Raw genomic sequence first — 20035 nt, 5'->3', positions numbered from 1 at the left:
CCGGCTGTGCGAACCAAGCATACCTTTCGTCTCCCACCGGATCTCGCAGGACGACTCGCTGACTACGCCGACCGCAAGCGTGTGGCGCAAGCGTTAGTCGTCGAAACGGCGCTCTCGTCGTACCTGTCGCCGGATAACTCAGAGCGGATGGAGGCGGCGCTCGGGCGTAGGCTTGATCGCCTGACGCGGCAGGTCGAGCGGTTGGAGCGTCACCTCACGATCTCGAACGAGGCACTAGCGCTCTTCGTGCGTTTCTGGCTCACGGTCACGCCACCGTTGCCGGATACAGCGCAGCCGGCCGCCCAGGCCAAAGGCCGCGAGCGCTATGAGGGATTTGTCGAGGCACTCGGACGACGGCTGGCCAAAGGCCAAAGCTTGGCCCAGGAAATATCGCAAGAAGTCATTCCTACGGCTGGTGCCTCGGACCGAACAGAGTAGTTCTTCCTAGGCAATCCCGCCGTCTCCCTGCTTTTCTACGCCAGAGCGCTACGCCTAATCCGATCTTGTTGCGCGGTCGCCCGTCCTGCCTCTTCTAATCATCCCCGACATCACGACCGTAGCTCGCGGTCGCCACGCTGGGGACGCAAGTGGCAATTCACCATCTCAATCAGGAAGCGACTTCGCGTGGCGCACGCATGCTGCGCACCGCGCTCGGTCCAGCCATAGCGCTCTTCCTGGAAGACCCCCAAGTTGTCGAGGTCATGCTCAATCCAGACGGTCGTCTCTGGATCGATCGGCTGGCGGGCGGTCTGGTCGACACCGGCGAGCGTTTGTCGCCAAATGATGGCGAACGCATCGTACGCCTTGTCGCACACCATGTCGGTGCCGAGGTGCATCCGGGTTCACCGCGGGTATCAGCTGAATTGCCCGAAACCGGCGAGCGGTTTGAAGGCTTGCTCCCGCCGGTGGTGGCGGCGCCAGCCTTCGCGATCCGCAAACCCGCTGTCGCGGTCTTTACCCTCGACAACTACGTGGCCGCCGGCATCATGCGTGCGGACCAGGCCGAGGCATTGCGCACAGCCGTTGCCGATCGCCGCAATATCCTGGTGGCTGGCGGCACCTCGACTGGCAAGACAACACTCACCAATGCGCTGCTGGCGGAGGTCGCAAAGACCACCGATCGGGTCGTACTGATCGAGGACACCCGCGAGCTCCAATGCAAGGCCCCGAACCTTGTTGCGCTGCGTACCAAGGACGGCGTTGCCTCACTCTCTGATCTGGTCCGCTCTGCGCTGCGGTTACGGCCGGATCGCATTCCGATCGGTGAGGTGCGCGGCGCGGAGGCACTCGATCTGCTGAAGGCGTGGGGCACCGGCCATCCCGGGGGCGTCGGTACTATTCATGCCGGCTCAGCGCTCGGCGCGCTACGCAGGATGGAGCAGCTGATTCAGGAAGCCGTCGTCACCGTTCCCCGCGCGCTGATCGCCGAGACCATTCAATTCATCGCCGTACTAGCCGGTCGCGGGTCCAATCGGCGTCTCGCCGAGCTCGCCCGCGTCGAGGGGCTGGGGCCGAACAGCGACTACGTCCTTCACGCCATCGGAGATCAACCATGACCCAAGAACGTCGTCGTATCCATCGAAGCGCCGCAACGGCGACAATCACCTGTATCGTCACTCTGACTTCAATTCCTGCCTGGGCTGCTGGCTCAAACATGCCGTGGGAGCAGCCACTCAATCAAATCCTGCAATCGGTTGAAGGTCCTGTCGCCAAGATCCTCGCGGTGATCGTCATCATCGTCACCGGTCTCTCATTGGCCTTCGGCGATACATCGGGTGGTTTCCGACGGCTGATCCAGATCGTGTTCGGTCTGTCGATCGCATTCGCGGCGAGTTCCTTCTTCCTGTCGTTCTTCTCCTTCGGTGGTGGAGTGCTGGTGTGATGGAAGGATCTGAACCGATCCTTGGCTTCAGTGTGCCGGTGCATCGCGCTTTGACCGAACCGATCCTGCTTGGCGGGGCGCCGCGTGCGGTCGCCATCCTCAATGGCACGCTGGCGGCAGCACTCGGTCTCGGTCTGCGGCTGTGGATCGCTGGAATTCTCTTGGGCGTGATGGGGCAGGCCGCGGCGGTGTGGGCCGCAAAGCGTGATCCGCAATTCGTCGACGTGGTGCGCCGGCACCTTCGCATTGCCGGCTATTTGGGGATTTGAAGCCATGATGAACCTCGCAGAATATCGCCGGTCGACCACGCAACTTGCGGATTTCCTGCCCTGGGCTGCACTCGTTGATGAAGGGGTGGTCCTCAACAAGGACGGCTCGTTCCAACGTACCGCGAAGTTTCGTGGACCGGATCTGGATTCCGCCGTGTCGGCCGAACTGGTCGGCGTCGCCGGCCGCCTGAACAACGCGTTCCGGCGGCTGGGTTCGGGTTGGGCGGTCTTCGTTGAGGCGCAGCGTCATGCTGCTGGTCGGTATCCGCCAAGTCAATTTCCCGACGTGGCTTCAGCCCTGGTCGACCTGGAACGCCGTGAGGAATTCGAGGAGGAGGGCGCCCACTACGAGTCGAGCTATTTTCTGACCTTCCTATATCTCCCGCCACCTGAAGACGCCGCGCGGGCCGAGCGCTTTCTTTACGAAGGTCGCGACCGCCAGGAAGGCGCGGATGCCCGCGAGGTCTTGCGCGGTTTTGTCGATCGCACCGACCGCGTTCTCCAACTCGTCGAGGGCTTCATGCCCGAGATCCGGTGGCTCGATGACACGCAAACGCTGACCTACCTCCACTCCACTGTCTCGACCAACCGCCAGCGCGTTCGCTTGCCCGAGATCCCGATGTATCTCGATGCATTGCTGGCGGACCAGCCGCTGACCGGAGGCCTTGAGCCGTCGCTCGGTGACAAGCATCTGCGTGTTCTCACCCTCGTCGGGTTCCCGACCGCCACAACGCCCGGGATTCTGGACGAACTCAATCGGCTGGCCTTTGCCTATCGGTGGTCGACCCGCGCGATCATGCTCGACAAGACTGACGCGACCAGGCTGTTGGTCAAGATCCGTCGTCAATGGTTCGCCAAGCGCAAGTCGATCGCCGCAATCCTCAAGGAGGTGATGACCAACGAGGCCTCGACGCTCGTCGACACCGATGCCCATAACAAGGCAATGGACGCCGATGCCGCGCTGCAGGAACTCGGGTCAGACGCGATCGGGCAGGCGTTCGTCACAGCAACCGTAACGGTATGGGACGGCGACCCGCGTGCTGCCGACGAAAAACTCCGGTTGGTCGAGAAAGTCATCCAGGGGCGCGACTTCACCTGCATGGCGGAGAGCGTTAACGCCGTGGAAGCATGGCTCGGCTCGCTGCCGGGACACGTCTACGCCAACGTGCGGCAACCGCCGGTATCGACGCTCAATCTCGCCCATATGATTCCGCTCTCCGCGGTTTGGGCTGGACCTATCCGCGACGAGCATTTCGATGCACCGCCTCTGTTGTTCGGCAAGACCGAGGGCTCGACCCCGTTCCGTTTCTCGCTTCACGTGGGGGATGTCGGCCATACGCTGGTGGTGGGGCCGACCGGCGCCGGCAAATCGGTGCTGCTGGCGCTGATGGCGCTGCAGTTCCGGCGCTATGCAGGTGCCCAAGTATTCGCATTCGACTTCGGCGGCTCGATCCGCGCCGCTGCACTGGCGATGAATGGCGATTGGCACGATCTCGGCGGCGCATTGTCCGATGATGCCAGCGAACCGGTCGCTCTGCAGCCCCTGGCCTTGATCGACGATGCCGCGGAACGCGGCTGGGCTGCGGAATGGATCGCGAATATTCTGGCGCGGGAAACAATCAGCATCACGCCGGAGGCAAAGGACCACCTCTGGTCCGCGCTGTCATCACTGGCTTCGGCACCAGTCGCCGAGCGCACGCTCACCGGGTTATCCGTGCTGCTGCAGTCGCAGCCCCTGAAGCGGGCGCTGCAACCATATTGCCTCGGCGGTCCCTATGGCCGTCTGCTCGACGCCGAGGCTGAGCGGTTGGGAGAGGCCGAAGTCCAGGCCTTTGAAACCGAGGGCTTGATTGGGACCGCCGCAGCGCCCGCGGTACTGGCCTATCTCTTCCATCGCATTGAGGGCAGCCTTGATGGCCGTCCGACGTTGCTGATCGTCGACGAAGGCTGGCTTGCGCTCGACGACGAGGGTTTCGCTAGCCAGCTCCGCGAGTGGTTGAAGACGCTGCGCAAGAAGAACGCCTCGGTGATCTTTGCGACCCAATCGCTATCGGACATCGACGGCTCGGCTATCGCACCCGCCATCATCGAGAGTTGCCCGACGCGCCTATTCCTGCCGAATGAGCGGGCGATCGAACCGCAGATTACAGCCATTTACCGCCGCTTCGGTCTGAACGACCGCCAGATCGAGATCCTCGCCCGGGCAACACCGAAGCGCGATTACTACTGCCAGTCGCGGCGCGGGAATCGACTGTTCGAGCTCGGTCTTGGGAAGGTCGCGCTGGCTTTTACCGCCGCTTCATCTAAGTCCGATCAGGCCGCGATGGAAAAGGTCCTCGCCGAACATGGCCGCGACAGTTTCGTTGCTGGCTGGCTCGCTCACCGCGGCGTCGGGTGGGCTGCCGATATCCTCCCAAATCTCTCGAACGGAGAATCATTGTCATGAGAATCCGTCATCTCGTGGCGGCAGGTGCCTTTGTAATCTCGATCGTGTCGCTGGATGTTTCGTCTTCGGCGCAGGTCGTGGTGTTCGATCCCAACAATTACGCGCAGAACGTACTCACCGCCGCTCGGGCGCTGCAGCAGATTAACAATCAGATCACGTCGCTTCAAAATCAAGCCCAGATGCTGATCAACCAGGCGAGGAACCTCGCCAACCTGCCATTTTCGTCATTGCAGCAGCTTCAGCAGTCAATCCAGCGCACCCAACAGCTTCTGAACCAGGCCCAGCGGATCGCCTACGACGTCCAGCAGATCAACAACGCCTTTTCCACGACTTACGCGCCGGCATCAGCATCCATATCCAACCAGGCGCTGATAGCGAACGCGCAGTCCCGCTGGCAGACTTCAGTTGCCGCGCTTCAGGACGCGCTCAAGGTTCAAGCCGGTGTTGTCGGCAATCTCGACACCAACCGCACCCAGACGTCGGCGCTGGTGACGTCGAGTCAGTCAGCGACTGGTGCGCTGCAGGCAACACAAGCCGGTAATCAGCTGATGGCCCTGCAGGCTCAGCAACTGGCCGATTTGACTGCGACCGTCGCAGCGCAAGGTCGCGCCCAGAGTTTGGATGCCGCCCAGCGTACGGCTGCACAGGACCAGGGCAGGGAGCAACTTCGTCGCTTCCTCACACCCGGCGTCGGCTACCAGCCCTCCACTGTTCAGATGTTTCACTAATGATGCCGCACCTCACACCTCGTCAGCTTGCGCGGATCGCAGCCGTCGGTCTTGTCGTGTTGATCGTCGCGCTGACGATCGTACGGAGCCGGCAAAGCGAACCGAACGTAGTTCTTGCCGCGCCTGAGCATGGCGCCGCGGAGGCACTTGTCCAAGAACTCGCTCGCTGCCGAACGATCACATCAGATGAAGCCGCCCCGCTCGAGACCTGCCGGCGCGCGTGGGCCGAGAACCGTCGCCAGTTCTTTGGGTCGGGGAGACCTCCGCAATCTTCAATCGATCCGGTCCTGACTCCGCCCTCTGCGCCGGTGAAGAACCAGGACCGGGTCATGCCACGCGAAGTCGAACCTCAACAGGACGAGGCACGCTGATGGGCAGCACCGGCGTCATCGACAGCTTTCTCTCGGTCTTTACCAATTATATCGATTCAGGCTTCGGGTTGCTCAACGGTGAGGTGGCATTCCTCGCCACAACGCTTGCGGCGATCGACATCACTCTCGCGGCCATATTCTGGAGCTGGGCTCGGGATGAGGACATCATTGCGCGGCTGGCGAAGAAGACGCTGTTCGTCGGCGTGTTCGCTTATCTGATCGGCAACTGGAACAATCTAGCCCGTATCGTCTTCGAGAGTTTTGCCGGGCTTGGCCTCAAGGCATCCGGTACCGGCATGTCCACCTCGAATTTCCTGAGCCCTGGCCGGGTCGCGCAGGTCGGGATCGATGCCGGCCGTCCGATCCTCGATTCGATCTCCGGCTTGATGGGCTACGTCAGCTTTTTCGAGAACTTCGTGCAGATCGTGGTGCTGCTGTTCGCCTGGATCGTCGTGCTTTTGGCCTTCTTCACCCTGGCGATCCAGCTCTTCGTGACGCTCATCGAGTTCAAGCTGACGACATTGGCGGGATTCGTGCTGATCCCGTTCGGCCTGTTCGGCAAGACGGCGTTCGCCGCCGAACGTGTGCTCGGTAACGTCATCTCGTCGGGTGTCAAGGTTCTGGTGCTCGCCGTCATCGTCGGTATTGGGTCGACTTTATTCTCCCAGTTTACAACGGGATTCGGGGGCAATCAGCCGACCATCGAAAGTGCCATGTCGATGGTGCTGGCGGCGCTCTCGCTGTTGGGCTTGGGCATTTTCGGCCCCGGTATCGCCAACGGCATTGTGTCCGGAGGTCCGCAACTCGGCGCTGGCGCCGCAATCGGTACGGGGGTTGCTGCGGGAGGCGTGGTTGCCGCTGGCGTGGCTGGTGCCGGGCTCGCGGCGGGAGCAGCAGGGGGAGCATTGGCCGGTGCGGCCCGAGGAAGTGCGTCAGTTGTCGCCGCAGCTTCAAATGTCGCGAGCCCTCTCCCTCGTACTGTGGGAGTAGCAGCGTCGAGTGCCGGTGGAGTAGGGCAGGGCACAGCTTCCAGTGGGTCGCCTTCCGCCAACGGGCCGCCAGCCTGGGCAACGCGTATGAAGCGCGCGCAGACCATAAGCCAGGGTGCCTCCGCGGCAACCCATTCGGTTCGCTCCGCCGATCATGCGGGTGGTGGTGCATCAGTTGATCTCTCCGAAGGAGAACGTTGATGCGCAAGCGCTCACGCGGAGGCGATGGCTGCGCGCCTGGATGTGCAATGTATCGAGACGATAAGGTCTGGAACCGACAGGGTGATTCCGCCGTAGCTCAGGCGACGCGTCGAAGTGTGCCGGTGATTGGTTTGTGGCTGGTTTCGGCTAGCATGGTGTCCGGACTGCTCTGGCAAGTCATCTGGATCGTCGATGTCAATCGTCTCGTACAGATCGAGAACATTACCTCGGAAGACATTGATGATCTGCCGGGTCGACCGCGAGGCACCCTTCATCTAGCTCACGTGCTGGCCGACGCGCGCGGACTGGGCATCGCTGTTCAGCGTCGCCGTTGCCGGGATTGCGGACAGCTTAATTGCGACTGCGCCGTCTGGCGGGCCGTCTGCGAGGGCCGCCACGCATGACACCCGTGGCCCTAAGCCCAACGTCTGTCCCGTCACGTGTAACGTGCGATCCGACATCTTTGATCACGGCGGTTACGCCGTTTCTTACTCAAGGTGAACGCTGATGTTTAGAAGATCTTCCGTGCGCTACGGCCGCACCCCCAAGCCCGAAACTCCCTATCAGAAGGCAGCGCAAGTGTGGGACGAGCGTATTGGCTCGGCCAGGGTCCAGGCTAAGAACTGGCGGCTGATGGCGTTCGGTTGCTTGTTGCTATCTGGCGGTCTCGCTTCTGCTCTCGTTTGGCAATCCCTTCGCGGCACGGTGACGCCCTGGGTTGTCCAAGTCGATCACGTCGGTCAGGCCCAGGCAGTGGCACCGGCCGACGGCAGCTATCAGCCGACCGATCCGCAGATCGTGTTCCATCTGGCGCGCTTTATCGAGGACGTGCGCGGATTGCCAGCCGACGGCATCGTGCTGCGCCAGGACTGGCTGCGCGCTTACGACTTCACCACGGACCGCGGCGCCGCCGCCCTCAACGATTATGCGCGAACCAACGATCCCTTTGCCAATCTGGGCAAGCTGCAAATTTCGGTTGAGGTCACCAGCGTCATCCGCGCTTCACCGGCCTCGTTCCGGGTCGCCTGGATCCAGCGTTCTTACGAGAACGGTAGCTTAAGTGCGACCGAGCGCTGGACCGCGATCCTCACTGTCGTGATCGACACGCCGCGCGATGCCGATCGCCTGCGCAAGAATCCTCTTGGGGTCTACGTCAACGCCATCAACTGGTCGAAGGAGCTGGGGCAATGAGATCATCTTCCATTCGCAAAACCGCATTGCCGGTTCTGCTGTTTTCCGTTTCCGCGCTGGCCGGCTGCGCTGTTCCACTAAAGCCTCCGCCGCAGATCTCCTATGATGACGCAGAGCCGGCCGTGCAACTCGCCGATCCGCCCAAGCCGGTGGAGGTCGTCGAATTACCAAAGCTGCTGCCGCTTCCAGGTCAACTCAAGCCGCTGCATGGGACGCCTTCGAAGCCGGAGTCTGGCGATCCCCGTAAACGGATCGAGAAAGCCAATGCCGCGGCCCGGGTGCAGCCGACTCGCAACGGTTACATCAACGCGGTGCAAGTCTACCCATTCTCGTCGGGCGCGCTCTATCAGGTCTATGCCGCACCTGGACAGGTAACTGACGTCGCCTTGCAGGAAGGCGAGCAGCTTGTGGGTTCCGGCCCGGTCGCGGCCGGGGATACGGTGCGCTGGATCATCGGCGATACCGAGAGTGGGGCAGGTCCGACCAAACGCATTCATATACTGGTCAAACCCACGAGGCCCGACCTCGTCTCTAATCTCGTGATCAACACAGATCGCCGAACTTATCTCTTAGAGCTTCGCTCTGCGGAGAAGACCTACATGGCGTCGGTGTCCTGGCAATATGCGCAGGACCAATTGATCGCGCTGCGCCGTCAGAACGCGAGTGCCGAGGCAGCCACGCCAATTGTTGAAGGTGTCGATATCTCGCGATTGCGGTTTCGCTACGCGATAGAAGGCGACAACCCTCCCTGGCGTCCGGTCTCCGCGTTCGACGATGGGTCCAAAGTCTATATCGAGATGCCCAGCGGGATTGCACAGGGAGAGGCGCCGCCATTGTTCGTCATCGGGCCTGAGGGGGATGGTCAGCTCGTCAATTATCGCGTGAGGCAGAACTATTATATTGTGGACCGACTGTTCGCCGCGGCTGAGCTCCGCATGGGAGGTGAACATCAGCAGACCGTCCGCATCAGCCGCACGGACGGGAGGCTGCGGTGAGTCTGGAGCCGGAACCCGACATTCGACCCGGACGTGACAATGAGCCAGACCGGGCGGCATCGATGCGTTTGCGCGCGGAGCGCCCCCGCGTCACCAGGCTCTCCCGAAAGGTCCTGGCCGGAGGGGCTGCGATCGGATCGCTTGCAATCTGCGGCGCGGTACTTTGGGCGCTGCAGAACAATCGCTCGCATACATCCGCGCCGTCTGAACTCTATACGACCGATCATCACAATGTCGCCGACGGACTGACCGGTCTTCCACGAGACTATGCTGGCGTACCCCGCCAAGCTCCGCCGCTCGGGCCGGCGTTACCAGGCGATCTTGGTCGTCCGATGCTGAACGCGCAAAATGCGCCTTCAGGGGTAATCCCTTCCGTTGATGGGGAGCAACAGCGCATAGGGCAGGAGATCGAAGCCGCCCGTCTGAGCAAGTTGTTTGCCTCCACCAGCATTCGCGAGCTGGCCTCCTTGACCGGTCAGCTGGCTTCGGCCAGTGCTGCGGCGGCCACGTCGAGCCAATCGACCCAACCAGCTCAACCCGCGGCAGACGAGACGTTCACGCAGAACGGCCAGGATCGCAAACTTGCCTTCGTCAATGCTTCCGTCGACCGGCGTACCACAAGCCCGGACAGGATTGAGGCACCGGCTTCATCTTTTGTGGTGCAGGCCGGCAATATTATTTCGGCATCACTCATCACCGGCATTCGCTCGGATCTACCAGGCCAAATCACCGCTCAGGTGACCGAGAATGTCTACGACAGCCCAACCGGGCGCTTCCTTCTCGTTCCGCAAGGGACGAGACTGATCGGCGTTTACGACAGCCAGGTTTCGTTCGGACAGTCACGCGTGCTGCTGGTTTGGAGCCGCCTGATCATGCCGAACGGTCGCTCGATCGTGCTAGAACGTCAGCCCGGCGCCGACACTGCAGGCTATGCTGGTCTGGAGGATGAGGTCGATAATCACTGGGGGGCGTTGTTCAAGGCCGCGTTTCTGTCCACGCTGCTTGGCGTTGGAAGCGAACTCGGTGCCGGCTCCGATAGTGGTACCGGCAACAACGGGGGTCTCATTCAGGCGCTTCGGCTCGGAACCAGCGATAGCCTGAATCAGACTGGACAGAAGATCGTTCAGCGCAATCTCAACGTACAGCCGACGCTGACGATCCGGCCGGGTTTTCCGGTGCGTGTGATCGTTAATCGTGACCTCATGCTTGCGCCATACAAGGGGTGAGGTCATAAACATGGCAAAGCTCAAGCTCGGCCTCATCGCTGACGACAAGCCAGTGAAGCTGACGGTCGAATTCCCCGCACCCGTGCACCGCGATCTCCTTGCATACGCCGCGGTACTTGCGCGCGAAACCGGACAGCCGATCCCGGATCCGCAGAAGCTTGTCGCGCCTATGCTGGCGCGGTTCATGGCAACGGACCGTGCCTTCGCAAGAGCGCGGCGCAGGAATCAAACGGCTGGTGAGGGATAGCGGTCCCCCAGCATCTTCAGAAAGCTTGCCAGTGCGGGGTTATCGTTGTCAGCCCTCCAACGGGCCGAGTAGCCGATCCGGCTCGGGCCGGTGCCGTCGCGGAGTTCCCGATAGGACAGAGTAGGGAAGCTGGTGCCAACATCAGATTCCGTCACAAGGCTGACTCCGAATCCGGCTCCTACGAGGCTCTTAATATTCGCCCAGCTCGCGCCGTGACAGACCGCCTTGGGCCGGTCTCCCGGTGAGGCAAGCTTGGTAAGGAGGAGTTCTTGGATCTCGGGCCCGGGGTCGTGCCGGCTCATTAGAAGCGTCTCTCCCTTCAGATCGGTCCAATAGACGGCCTCGCCGTCGGCAAGTGGATGGCCTTCTGGCAGTACGACCACGACGCGCTCGCTCCAAAGCGACATGATTTTGCTGTCCAGGAGCGGTGTCTCGCCGGTGACGATCGCGACGTCTATCGCACCATTGCGGAGGGCCGTAGTGAGACGCGTCCGCGAACTCTCGGTCATGCCGACCTCTATTCGTGGAAACTGTTGCGCAAAATCAATGAGCGTTGCACGTAAGTTGCCGGCCGAAAGGGACGTATAGAAGCCGACCGCCAGTCGGCCGGCTTCTCCGCGGCCGGCGCTGTGCGCGCTCGCCATTAGCGTGTCCATCTGTTCGAGAATAGACCGCGCCATGCGAAGGAAGTCGCGGCCCGCTTGTGTGGCTCGTACGCCACCACTCGATCGCTCGAAGACGATCAGCTCGATGCGTTCCTCAAGCTGGCGAACGCAACGGCTCAACTTTGTTTGCGGAAGTAATAACGCTTCGGCCGCCTGCCGAAAGCTCCCGTGATCCGCGGCCGCGACGGCATATCGTAGATGCACGAGGTCGACGGCCGATGTTAGGCTACGACGGGGGACATTCCTCGATTTGGAGTCGCGATCCATATGCTTCACCACGTTCCTCCTGAAGTTCAAGATTGCGACGCAAATAGAGTCGCTGTCGCCAAGCAGCGCTTGGCGACGAAAGGACCGCTCCCTCGTTGGGAGCGGTAACAACCCCTAAAGAAGTACACAGAACATCGGTGCAACGGAACGTCGTGTTCAGCGTTGGTTGCCCGACATCATCGCACCGATGCGGTCCCTAATGATGGTCTCTGCGTCGCGCACTATGCGCGCTATCAATTCGGCGCACGTCGGAATGTCGTGGATCAGTCCCTGGATTTGTCCCGCAGACCATATCCCGTCTCTCCAGTCGCCTGTCACGTATACCTGCTTGCCGCGGGCGCCAGCAACGAGGTCGCGAACATCCTCGAACTTGGCGCCTTGTCGCTCCATTTCGACGACTTGTGTGCTTATCGGATTCTTGGCAACACGAGAGGTGTTACGCATCGTGCGGAAGATTAATTCTGTCGACCGCTCGTCGTTCGCGACAATCTGTTCCTTCACGAACTGATGGATCGGGCTTTCCTTCGTCGCCATGAAGCGTGTGCCCATATTGATGCCTTCCGCACCGAGGCAAAGTGCAGCGGCGAGCCCGCGCCCGTCGCCGAATCCTCCCGAGGCGATCATCGGGATCTTTACCTTATCAGCCGCTGCCGGGATCAGAATGAGGCCCGGGGTGTCGTCTTCACCCGGATGACCTGCACACTCAAAGCCGTCGATCGAAATGGCATCGACCCCCATGCGCTCGGCTGAAAGCGCGTGTCGGACGCTCGTGCATTTGTGAATGACTTTGATACCGTTCTTCTTGAATTCCTCGACATGGTCCTGCGGCTTGTTGCCGGCGGTTTCGACGACCTGGATGCCGCTGTCGATGATCGCCTGGCGATATTCTGCATAGGGCGGCGCCTTTATCGTCGGGAGGATCGTGAGGTTCACGGCGATCGGTTTCTTAGTCAGTTCCCGCGCGCGGGCGATCTCCTTCCGCAAATCGTCCGGCGTTGGCTGCGTCAGTGCGGTGATGATCCCCAAGCCGCCAGCTTCCGAGACAGCCGCGGCGAGTTCGGCGCGACCAACCCATTGCATGCCCCCTTGGACAATCGGATGTTCGATACCGACCAATTCTGTAAATCTCGTCTTCAACCGTCTATTCCCTTCTGATCAATTTCTGGTCGCGTCCGGACAACTGCCCGCTCGCTATAATCGGATGATTTCGATGAGAACTAAGCCCTATAGACAACGCTCTATGATGGTGGCGTTTGCCATTCCTCCGGCCTCGCACATTGTCTGGAGGCCATATCGGCCGCCCGTCTGCTCCAGGGCATTCAGCATCGTGGTCATGAGACGGGTCCCAGAAGCTCCAAGAGGATGTCCCAACGCAATTGCGCCGCCCCTGGGATTAAGCCTCGTCATGTCGACACCAAATTCTTTCTGCCAGGCCAGCGGTACCGAAGCGAACGCCTCATTGACTTCAAAATGATCGATAGCGCCCACGTCCAAGTCAGCCTTCTCAAGAACCCGACGGGTGGCGGGAATGGGAGCGGTGAGCATCAGAAGCGGATCGTCACCGCAAACATCGAACGCCACGAAGCGGGCCCGTGGCTTCAAGCCGAGCTTGTCTGCGGCCCGGCGGCTCACGATCAAGACGGCCGAGGCCCCATCGGTAATTTGCGAAGAATTTCCGGCGGTGACACGCCAGCCAATCTCTGGAAATCGCGAGCCGGCTTGTTCGTCGACAAACGATGGCTTTAAGGTCGCCAGAGTGTCCAGCGTTGTGGAGGGCCGGATCGTTTCGTCGATCTCAATCCGCCCGCCTGGGCCGTCGAGGGCAATGATCTCGTTGTCGAACTGTCCAGACTTCTGCGCTCTCGCTGCGCGTTGATGGGAGTTTGCGGAATACAAGTCGAGATCTCTGCGTGACAGGCCGAATCTTCCTGCGACAATCTCTGCCGAAATCCCCTGAGAGACCAATCCAGGCGCAAATCGCTCGCGTACGGAGGTTCCAATTGAATCGGCGTTCAGCCGCGCCGATCCCATCGGCACGCGGCTCATCGATTCGACGCCGCCGGCGATAACCACGTCGTAGACGCCAGCCATGATCCCCTGTGCGGCGAAGTGCACGGCCTGCTGACTAGAGCCGCACTTGCGATCGATCGTCGTCGAGGGGACATGTACCGGAAAGCCCGCCGCGAGCAGCGCCATTCGCCCCGGCGTAGCCGATTGCTCAGCGACTTGGCTCACGCAGCCCACGATGACATCGTCAACCTGTCCCGAGTCCAAGCTGTTGCGCCGTACGAGTTCCTTGAGAACGTGTGCAAGCAAATCCACTGGATGAACGTTTGATAGGGCTCCTCCGGGCTTGCCTCGTCCCATCGGCGTGCGCACCGCGTCGACGATCACAGGTTCGTTCAACATGACTTCACTCCAAAAAGGGACCGATATCCGACATTCGATCCGACCTTAGCTTGCTTATTGAATAACAAGTATTTTACGACTAAAAAGGCGTTGTCAAGGTTCATTAGCCGGGAGTGAGGACATCGTGACAGCAGACTTTGCCGACGATCTACTAAAAGGAAAGCGTATCCTGATTACTGGTGGTGGCACCGGCCTAGGTAAGAGCATGGGTCATCGTTTCATGGAATTGGGAGCGGACCTCATCATCTGCGGCCGACGGTTGGAAGTCCTGGAAGCGACGGCGCAGGAGTTCAAACAGGCCTTTGGCAGAACGGTGCAGACCATAGCTTGCGACGTGCGTTCTGCAGAGAGCGTCGAAAGCATGCTCGATGACGCCTGGTGGAACGGAAAGGTGGATGTCCTTGTCAACAACGCAGCGGGTAACTTCATCGCCCAAACCCACAAGCTTTCGTCACGCGCTATCGATTCAGTTCTTGGGATTTGCTTGCACGGCGGTGCTTATTGCACGACCGGCATGGGCCGACGATGGATCGAAGCAAACCGGCCAGGGACGGTCCTTAGCATTCTCACAGTCTCAGCGTTGATGGGGGCACCCTTTACCGTCCCCTCTGCCATGGCGAAGGCTGGCATCGAAGCGATGACCAAGAGTCTGGCGGTGGAGTGGGGCCCGAAGGGAATTCGGCTAGTAGCAGTTGTGCCAGGTAGCTTCCCAACGGAGGGAGCAACGTCGCGCCTGACACCTGCCGGAAGCGCCACCAGCTCGCACGAGGGCATACCATTGCGGCGTACTGGCAAGCATATCGAGCTTGCCAACCTTTGCGCCTTCCTGGTCTCTGATCTCGCTGGTTATATTACCGGCGAGACTGTCGTGATCGACGGCGGCTCACGCTATCTTGGTGGAGCTCGGGGCGGTGTACGAGAGATGCTTAATTGGACCGATGAAGACTGGGAGAAACAGCGCGCCTCGATGCCAGTCAGCAGATCCGCGCAAGTCACTTCGTAGAGATTGCAACTATTTTTCGGGACTTGACCGTGAGTTGCTTAGCTTGCGAGACCAGACCGCGACTGGGGCGTGAACCCATAAAATTCAGAGGGTTCGGCGAAACGTCGGCTTAGGCGTTACACCCCGAGAGTCATCACAACGGTTCGAGTCGGGACGTCCTATACCGATATTTTACCCTAATCCGTAACCGCAACTTAGGCGCAAACCTGTATCTCTCTGTTACAGGATCACCACAGAGCAGCTTCCTGGGGGGAGGAGCATGGCATCGGGCGAGGCCAATTTTCGAGCTTTTGTGGCACTTAGCGCCGCTAACGAAGCAATTCTTCGAAGTGCGTCCGAAAACGACCTGTATAAACGGGTCTGCGATGCTGCAGTCGCGGGAGGGGGGCGGCTCGGTGCTGCAGCGCTGCTTGCCGAGGATGACACCTGGATGCGGGTGGTCGCGGCTTGCGGTGATCAGACTGGGCCTCCAGTCCTCGGATTTTCCGCGGATCAGCTATCGGGATTTAGTCGGGGAATTGCTGCAATCGCCTTTCGAACGGGTCGTCCATTGATTTCGAACGATTGCTTGCGTCATAACGATTGCGATCGGCAAGAGGAAGTGAATTGCGGTGCAGCGCGATCAGTGGCCGCGGTACCGATCAAGAAAAATGGCGCAAGTATCGGCGCGCTCCTGTTTGATTTTGATGAACCTGACGCGCTCGATGTCGAAAGCGAACGTCTTCTCAATCGAATGATTACAAACGTTTCGTTTGCGCTCGACAATTTTGAACGAGAGGAACGGCGTCGGCAATCGGACAAAGCGAACGAGCGGCTCGCGCGAATGTTTATTGCTCTCAGTCAAACGAACGAAGCGATTCATTCGCACTCGCAAATTTCGACCGAGCCGACGAAAAGGCGAAGGCTGACGAGCGCATCAAATATCTCGCAACTCATGATGGACTGACAGGACTGGCAAACCGCGGTATGTTCGGTCATCTATTGAAGACTTCGATTGAGGTGTCGGAGCGCCACGATCGAGAATTCGCTCTCTTGTTCATCGATCTTGACGGCTTCAAGACCATCAACGATACGCTTGGCCATTTTCATGGAGATGCGCTTCTTGTCGAAATTGGAAAGAGATTTCAGGCTACCGCGCGCGAAGGCGATGTCGTCGCCCGACTCGGGGGCGATGAGTTCGTCATCATTCTTCAAGAGATAACGAGCCATCAACAGGTGGCGAAAGTCGCAAATGAAGTCCTATCGGCCGCTGTTAAGCCGGTTCTGTTGGGTGGTCAGGAATGCCGGGTCACCGCCAGTATTGGCGTCGCAATGTTTCCGGGCGACGGCACTGACGAGCAGACGCTGACAAAAAACGCCGACACAGCAATGTATCTTGCCAAAGGCGGGGGAAAGAATGGCGTACGCTTCTGTTCCAAGGCAATCGAGGCCCATGGTGAAGGACATGGTTCCCTATTTAGCCAGGTAGTTCCAGCGGAGGCCACTGCAAGCCCTTACGCGTCTCTTTTGCAGTCTCCAAGCCTGCAACCAGGCGAACCCGAAGTTGACCTCGGCAAGGGTACTTCAATCCTTAATTTGCATTCAAGAGTCTGAGAAGCAAAACTTAGCTGGCTGAAGGGCCGCGGAGTCATCTCCGCCAGTAAGCAGTTTCCTCCGTATTGGGCCGGCTAAAGTTTGTATGCGGTGCGGAAGCCGCCCCAGTGGCGGCTGTTGACGCGGATCGGCACATCGATCTCCCGCATCATGATGGTCTTGCCGTTGCCCATATCAGCATGAGGTCTGGCCGCGTCAAAAGGACCCGCAAGCTACCTTGCCCTTACGGTATTTTTGTTATTTGATCAACAACTAGGTTGGTAGTGCGTGCTGGGCCGATTTCAGCCGCCTCGGCAGCCCGAGCAAATGATTCCAGCGGGGGCCGATGGATACTTTACGAAGGTGGATAGGAACCTGCTTGCCCCGCGTAAGACAACAGACGTGTTGCTGAGTTGCCTTTTTTCAACTCCGTAAATCGGATAGTGCTATCATGTTGTGCACATTCAGAGACACCCTATGGCGCCGAAATTGAACGTAAAAGAGCCGTTGAGGCGAACGCAGTCCGACCGCCGCGAAGCAGCGGAAGGTGCATTGCTTCAGGCTGCACTTTCGTTGATAGCGAATCGCGGAGTAAAAGGCACTACATTAGCGGAAGTAGGCGAGGCTGCGGGCTACAGCCGAGGCATTGCCACGCATTATTTCAAGACAAAGGATGGGCTCCTTCAGGCCACCGCGAAATACGTTCACGAGCGGTATGCCTCTCTCCTAGCCGGAAAGAAGGCCGAGCCGGGTCTCGAAACGATAGTTCAGATTGTGGAGCTGTCTTGTACGGTGCGAAGCGTTGAGGCGGCGAGGGCCATGTACCTAATGCAGAAGGAAGCGCTTTTCGATACGTCCGGATTGAGAGACGTCTTCAAGAAATATAACCGGGCGGCGCTTCAAAGGATCGAAAATGAAATACGGACCGGAATGGCAAACGGGGAGATTAGGAAGAGGATCAATCCCAGGGCTGAGGCCGCCACACTGCTCGCCCTGATCCGAGGTGTCCGCGCCCAAGGGGTTTTGGCCTCCGAGAAGGTCAACCTTCCCAAAACGAAGCGTGAGCTTACTGAGTTCGCTAGACGGAACCTTGCGGTGGAGACGTAGCCCGCTCGAAGCTTTTTCGGCTCATCGGTGCATTCGTTCGCGATGTAGGCCAGAGAAACCCCGCCATTTAGGGACTGGAACGTACAAGGATAACCGGAAGGCATTATGGATAAGAAGATTTCCGAAATGACCGCAAAACGGAGCTCCCTGGAGAGACCTCATACTCATGCAGAGCGGCGCGATGAGGCTGAGAAGCGAATGTTAACGGCTGCGTCCGAGATCATTTCGATACACGGGGTCGATGGGATGACCCTCGCCGACGTGGGCATTGCAGCGGGCTATAGTCGCGGGCTCCCGGCGCATTATTTTGGCAATAAGACCGGTCTGCTCGAGGCTATCGCGACTCATATTGTCGATGGGTTCGCAAACCGGCTCGCGGAGACGCCGCAGTTTAAACCCGGCCTCGAATCACTCTTGGGTTCGATCGAGACATACCTGTCCGTAGGACCCCGTTCGCGTAAACACGCCACCGCACTTCAAGCGGTGATCGCCGAGTCGCTCAGTGAGGTGGCTCTGCGTCCAACTATCACCGGCCTGAATAACCGCTCGATCGGCCGATTGGCTAAGATGATAAAGATAGGGATTTCGAACGGTGAAATTCGTCCAGACATCGACGTCGAAGCGCAGGCGACCATGATCCTGGGAGCGCTTCGCGCGACGATCACTATGTGGTTGATAGATTCAGGAGCGTTTGATCTCGAAGAACTCAGAAACGCTTTCATTGCTTCGGTAAGACGCACACTTGCGCCCTAAGGCTTAGTACAAAAGCAATTGGGCCGGCAAAGGTCCGCCGGACGAGTACAGCTTACTCAAGACAATACGGGCCTTATTCACCCTTCATCAAAATCAGGGGAGCACAACAGCTGCGATAAACACTTGCTTTCCGCCCAACAAATGTTATCGGTACGAAAAATCTAGTCCGAGACGCTGTTGGGAGGTATTCTTGCGTTCGATCTTTCTTGCAGCGCTGTCTGCGATATGCGTGCTTTGTTCGGCACCTATTACGGCACAGGAAGGGCCCCAGCGCGGAGGCACGCTGTCGATCGGCCTTGCCCAGGACCCGCCGGTCGTCGACCCGTTGCGGACCGGAACTTTCACCGAGCGCCAGTTCTCCCGGCCGGTCTACGAAGCCTTGTTCGATATTGACGAACATGGGCGCCCCGTTCCGTTCCTCGCCGAGAGCTATGAAGTTCTAGCAGAGGGCCAAGTCTACAGAATCAAGTTGCGCCCCAGCGTGCAATTTCACGACGGGACGCCATTTAACGCAGACGCCGTCGTCGCGAACTTCGAGCGTCTCCGGAACCCGCAGAACAATTGCCGCTGCCTGAGCCAGATGCAGGACATCAAGGAAGTCGTCGCGATCGACGGGATGACGGTGGAGTTCCGACTGCAATTTGCCAACGCCGCCTTTCCCGCGCTGCTCGCGGACGTTCCAGGAACCATGGTGTCTCCTACGGCGTTTCTAGCTAACCCTTCCGAGATCGGCATCAAGCCGGTAGGCACGGGGCCTTTCAAATTCAAGGAATGGATTCGGAACAGTCGTCTCATCTACGTCCGCAATCCCGATTATTGGCAGCCCAACCGACCTTATCTGGATCAGGTCGTGTTCCGCGGTTTTCAGAATTCGGAGACCTCGCAGGCCGCCTTCCTGTCCGGCCAAACCGACATCATTCTCCAGTCCCCAAGCCGGTTCGTGGCCCAATCGGAAAAAGACTCGCGGTTCATCGTCTATAAGCCGGCGGGTTTCGGTTACGACGGCGTTTATTTGAATCTGACGCAACCGCCGTTCGACGACATCAGGATACGCAAGGCAATCGCCCATGCCACTGACCGGGAGCTCTTGCGCAAGACATTGGAATTTGGCATTCCTACGCTGGCGTACAGTCCATTTGGACCCGGCATGTGGGCCAATCAGCCTGTACCCAACTATCCAAAATTTGATCCGGCTCTCGCGAAATCGTTGGTCGAGTCATACGGCAAGCCGGTGAAGTTCGTTCTCCAACACAACAATGGACCCGCAGCTCAGAGGATCGCGCAATCGCTAAGCGAGATGTGGGCTGCGGTTGGAATTCAGGCCGAACTCCAGCCGCTCGACCAGAATAGACTCGTTCAGAACATGTCGTCGAAGCAGTTCGTTGCCTCGCTGTACCGCTTCACCGGCAGATCCGACCCACATATCAATACCTACTCGTTTTTTCATTCGAAGTTCGCCGATGTCACGCCTTCGTCGAACTATACGCACTACAAAAACAGCCAAATCGATGCGTTGCTCGAGCAGGGCATGGCCACGACCGATATGGAAGCACGCAAACCAATCTACGCAAAGATTTCCGCAATCCTCGCCGAAGAGCTGCCTTACGTCTTCCTGTTCCATCCCGCTGATGGCGTCATCGTAAGCAAAAAGGTGCAAGGTTTCACGGCGATGCCGGACGGGTTGGTCCGACCGTCCGAAATCTGGCTACGTTGA

General features: G+C 59.4%; 22 protein-coding genes. 19 read left to right on the top strand and 3 right to left on the bottom strand.

The window, feature by feature from the left end; genetic code table 11:
* Nucleotides 1-6 precede the first annotated feature (6 nt).
* The 13 genes from UP10_RS36860 (at nucleotide 7) to UP10_RS36805 (ending at nucleotide 10545) form a co-directional block, all read left to right on the top strand.
* Nucleotides 7-438, top strand: a complete 432-nt coding sequence (locus tag UP10_RS36860) for a CopG family transcriptional regulator (protein WP_082077466.1) — start codon at nucleotides 7-9, stop codon at nucleotides 436-438.
* 197 nt (nucleotides 439-635) lie between these two features.
* A complete protein-coding gene (gene trbB, locus UP10_RS36855; protein ID WP_044592046.1) occupies nucleotides 636-1556 on the top strand; it encodes a P-type conjugative transfer ATPase TrbB in 921 nt (306 codons plus the stop codon).
* Nucleotides 1553-1882: a TrbC/VirB2 family type IV secretion system protein gene (locus tag UP10_RS36850; RefSeq protein WP_044592045.1), complete on the top strand. Its 330-nt coding sequence runs from the start codon at nucleotides 1553-1555 to the stop codon at nucleotides 1880-1882. Before trbB ends, UP10_RS36850 begins: the two co-directional genes overlap by 4 nt.
* On the top strand, nucleotides 1882-2151 hold the full coding sequence (locus tag UP10_RS36845) for a VirB3 family type IV secretion system protein (protein ID WP_044592044.1): 270 nt from the start codon (nucleotides 1882-1884) through the stop codon (nucleotides 2149-2151). The genes UP10_RS36850 and UP10_RS36845 overlap by 1 nt, the downstream gene beginning before the upstream one ends.
* Nucleotides 2152-2155: 4 nt before the next feature.
* The gene (trbE, locus tag UP10_RS36840) at nucleotides 2156-4597 is read left to right on the top strand and encodes a conjugal transfer protein TrbE (protein ID WP_044592043.1); all 2442 of its coding nucleotides are present in this window, start codon (nucleotides 2156-2158) and stop codon (nucleotides 4595-4597) included.
* Nucleotides 4594-5325 carry a P-type conjugative transfer protein TrbJ gene (trbJ, locus tag UP10_RS36835; protein WP_044592042.1) on the top strand — a complete coding sequence of 244 codons (732 nt, stop codon included), beginning with the start codon at nucleotides 4594-4596 and terminating at the stop codon, nucleotides 5323-5325. Before trbE ends, trbJ begins: the two co-directional genes overlap by 4 nt.
* Nucleotides 5325-5696: a putative entry exclusion protein TrbK-alt gene (trbK-alt, locus tag UP10_RS46830; RefSeq protein WP_082077465.1), complete on the top strand. Its 372-nt coding sequence runs from the start codon at nucleotides 5325-5327 to the stop codon at nucleotides 5694-5696. The genes trbJ and trbK-alt overlap by 1 nt, the downstream gene beginning before the upstream one ends.
* Nucleotides 5696-6886 carry a P-type conjugative transfer protein TrbL gene (gene trbL, locus UP10_RS36830; protein WP_044592041.1) on the top strand — a complete coding sequence of 397 codons (1191 nt, stop codon included), beginning with the start codon at nucleotides 5696-5698 and terminating at the stop codon, nucleotides 6884-6886. The genes trbK-alt and trbL overlap by 1 nt, the downstream gene beginning before the upstream one ends.
* A 47-nt stretch (nucleotides 6887-6933) precedes the next feature.
* Nucleotides 6934-7290, top strand: coding sequence for a VirB8 family type IV secretion system protein (locus UP10_RS36825; protein WP_156180635.1), 357 nt, complete (start codon nucleotides 6934-6936; stop codon nucleotides 7288-7290).
* 103 nt (nucleotides 7291-7393) lie between these two features.
* Nucleotides 7394-8077: a conjugal transfer protein TrbF gene (gene trbF / locus UP10_RS36820; protein ID WP_044592039.1), complete on the top strand. Its 684-nt coding sequence runs from the start codon at nucleotides 7394-7396 to the stop codon at nucleotides 8075-8077.
* Entirely contained in the window at nucleotides 8074-9072 is a 999-nt protein-coding gene (gene trbG, locus UP10_RS36815; RefSeq protein ID WP_044592038.1) for a P-type conjugative transfer protein TrbG, read from the top strand. Before trbF ends, trbG begins: the two co-directional genes overlap by 4 nt.
* Before the next feature lie 62 nt (nucleotides 9073-9134).
* Nucleotides 9135-10298: a TraB/TrbI/VirB10 family type IV secretion system protein gene (locus tag UP10_RS36810; protein WP_082077464.1), complete on the top strand. Its 1164-nt coding sequence runs from the start codon at nucleotides 9135-9137 to the stop codon at nucleotides 10296-10298.
* A gap of 10 nt (nucleotides 10299-10308) precedes the next feature.
* The gene (locus UP10_RS36805; protein WP_044592037.1) at nucleotides 10309-10545 is read left to right on the top strand and encodes a DUF2274 domain-containing protein; all 237 of its coding nucleotides are present in this window, start codon (nucleotides 10309-10311) and stop codon (nucleotides 10543-10545) included.
* Here the strand turns inward: UP10_RS36805 and UP10_RS36800 are convergent.
* The 3 genes from UP10_RS36800 to UP10_RS36790 form a co-directional block, all read right to left on the bottom strand.
* Nucleotides 10524-11477 carry a LysR family transcriptional regulator gene (locus UP10_RS36800; RefSeq protein ID WP_044592036.1) on the bottom strand — a complete coding sequence of 318 codons (954 nt, stop codon included), beginning with the start codon at nucleotides 11475-11477 and terminating at the stop codon, nucleotides 10524-10526. The two genes, UP10_RS36805 and UP10_RS36800, sit on opposite strands and share 22 nt — an antisense overlap.
* Nucleotides 11478-11633: 156 nt before the next feature.
* Nucleotides 11634-12614: an NAD(P)H-dependent flavin oxidoreductase gene (locus tag UP10_RS36795; RefSeq protein ID WP_082077463.1), complete on the bottom strand. Its 981-nt coding sequence runs from the start codon at nucleotides 12612-12614 to the stop codon at nucleotides 11634-11636.
* A gap of 87 nt (nucleotides 12615-12701) precedes the next feature.
* A complete protein-coding gene (locus tag UP10_RS36790; RefSeq protein ID WP_044592270.1) occupies nucleotides 12702-13883 on the bottom strand; it encodes a thiolase family protein in 1182 nt (393 codons plus the stop codon).
* A gap of 127 nt (nucleotides 13884-14010) precedes the next feature.
* On the opposite strand from UP10_RS36790, the gene UP10_RS36785 reads away from it, so the two are divergent.
* The 6 genes from UP10_RS36785 (at nucleotide 14011) to UP10_RS36760 (ending at nucleotide 20035) form a co-directional block, all read left to right on the top strand.
* Nucleotides 14011-14889 carry an SDR family oxidoreductase gene (locus tag UP10_RS36785; protein ID WP_044592034.1) on the top strand — a complete coding sequence of 293 codons (879 nt, stop codon included), beginning with the start codon at nucleotides 14011-14013 and terminating at the stop codon, nucleotides 14887-14889.
* A gap of 259 nt (nucleotides 14890-15148) precedes the next feature.
* Nucleotides 15149-15835, top strand: coding sequence for a GAF domain-containing protein (locus UP10_RS43600; RefSeq protein ID WP_082077461.1), 687 nt, complete (start codon nucleotides 15149-15151; stop codon nucleotides 15833-15835).
* A gap of 20 nt (nucleotides 15836-15855) precedes the next feature.
* Nucleotides 15856-16482, top strand: a complete 627-nt coding sequence (locus UP10_RS43595; RefSeq protein ID WP_082077460.1) for a GGDEF domain-containing protein — start codon at nucleotides 15856-15858, stop codon at nucleotides 16480-16482.
* A gap of 456 nt (nucleotides 16483-16938) precedes the next feature.
* Entirely contained in the window at nucleotides 16939-17568 is a 630-nt protein-coding gene (locus UP10_RS42425) for a TetR/AcrR family transcriptional regulator (protein ID WP_050043998.1), read from the top strand.
* 105 nt (nucleotides 17569-17673) lie between these two features.
* Nucleotides 17674-18321, top strand: coding sequence for a TetR/AcrR family transcriptional regulator (locus UP10_RS36765; protein WP_044592031.1), 648 nt, complete (start codon nucleotides 17674-17676; stop codon nucleotides 18319-18321).
* 190 nt (nucleotides 18322-18511) lie between these two features.
* On the top strand, nucleotides 18512-20035 hold the full coding sequence (locus tag UP10_RS36760; RefSeq protein WP_044592030.1) for an ABC transporter substrate-binding protein: 1524 nt from the start codon (nucleotides 18512-18514) through the stop codon (nucleotides 20033-20035).

Source organism: Bradyrhizobium sp. LTSPM299 (assembly GCF_000938235.1).
Taxonomy (GTDB): Bacteria; Pseudomonadota; Alphaproteobacteria; order Rhizobiales; family Xanthobacteraceae; genus Bradyrhizobium.
This window is presented reverse-complemented; position numbering and strand designations above follow the sequence as displayed.

Coding starts and splice junctions, on each gene's coding strand:
- UP10_RS36805 (WP_044592037.1), top strand. CDS start 10,309: ATGGCAAAGCTCAAGCTCGGCCTCATCGCTGACGACAAGCCAGTGAAG.
- UP10_RS36825 (WP_156180635.1), top strand. CDS start 6,934: ATGTATCGAGACGATAAGGTCTGGAACCGACAGGGTGATTCCGCCGTA.
- UP10_RS36845 (WP_044592044.1), top strand. CDS start 1,882: ATGGAAGGATCTGAACCGATCCTTGGCTTCAGTGTGCCGGTGCATCGC.
- trbE (WP_044592043.1), top strand. CDS start 2,156: ATGATGAACCTCGCAGAATATCGCCGGTCGACCACGCAACTTGCGGAT.
- trbK-alt (WP_082077465.1), top strand. CDS start 5,325: ATGATGCCGCACCTCACACCTCGTCAGCTTGCGCGGATCGCAGCCGTC.
- UP10_RS42425 (WP_050043998.1), top strand. CDS start 16,939: ATGGCGCCGAAATTGAACGTAAAAGAGCCGTTGAGGCGAACGCAGTCC.
- UP10_RS43595 (WP_082077460.1), top strand. CDS start 15,856: ATGTTCGGTCATCTATTGAAGACTTCGATTGAGGTGTCGGAGCGCCAC.
- UP10_RS43600 (WP_082077461.1), top strand. CDS start 15,149: ATGGCATCGGGCGAGGCCAATTTTCGAGCTTTTGTGGCACTTAGCGCC.
- trbL (WP_044592041.1), top strand. CDS start 5,696: ATGGGCAGCACCGGCGTCATCGACAGCTTTCTCTCGGTCTTTACCAAT.
- UP10_RS36850 (WP_044592045.1), top strand. CDS start 1,553: ATGACCCAAGAACGTCGTCGTATCCATCGAAGCGCCGCAACGGCGACA.
- trbF (WP_044592039.1), top strand. CDS start 7,394: ATGTTTAGAAGATCTTCCGTGCGCTACGGCCGCACCCCCAAGCCCGAA.
- trbG (WP_044592038.1), top strand. CDS start 8,074: ATGAGATCATCTTCCATTCGCAAAACCGCATTGCCGGTTCTGCTGTTT.
- trbJ (WP_044592042.1), top strand. CDS start 4,594: ATGAGAATCCGTCATCTCGTGGCGGCAGGTGCCTTTGTAATCTCGATC.
- UP10_RS36765 (WP_044592031.1), top strand. CDS start 17,674: ATGGATAAGAAGATTTCCGAAATGACCGCAAAACGGAGCTCCCTGGAG.
- trbB (WP_044592046.1), top strand. CDS start 636: ATGCTGCGCACCGCGCTCGGTCCAGCCATAGCGCTCTTCCTGGAAGAC.
- UP10_RS36800 (WP_044592036.1), bottom strand. CDS start 11,477: ATGGATCGCGACTCCAAATCGAGGAATGTCCCCCGTCGTAGCCTAACA.
- UP10_RS36810 (WP_082077464.1), top strand. CDS start 9,135: ATGCGTTTGCGCGCGGAGCGCCCCCGCGTCACCAGGCTCTCCCGAAAG.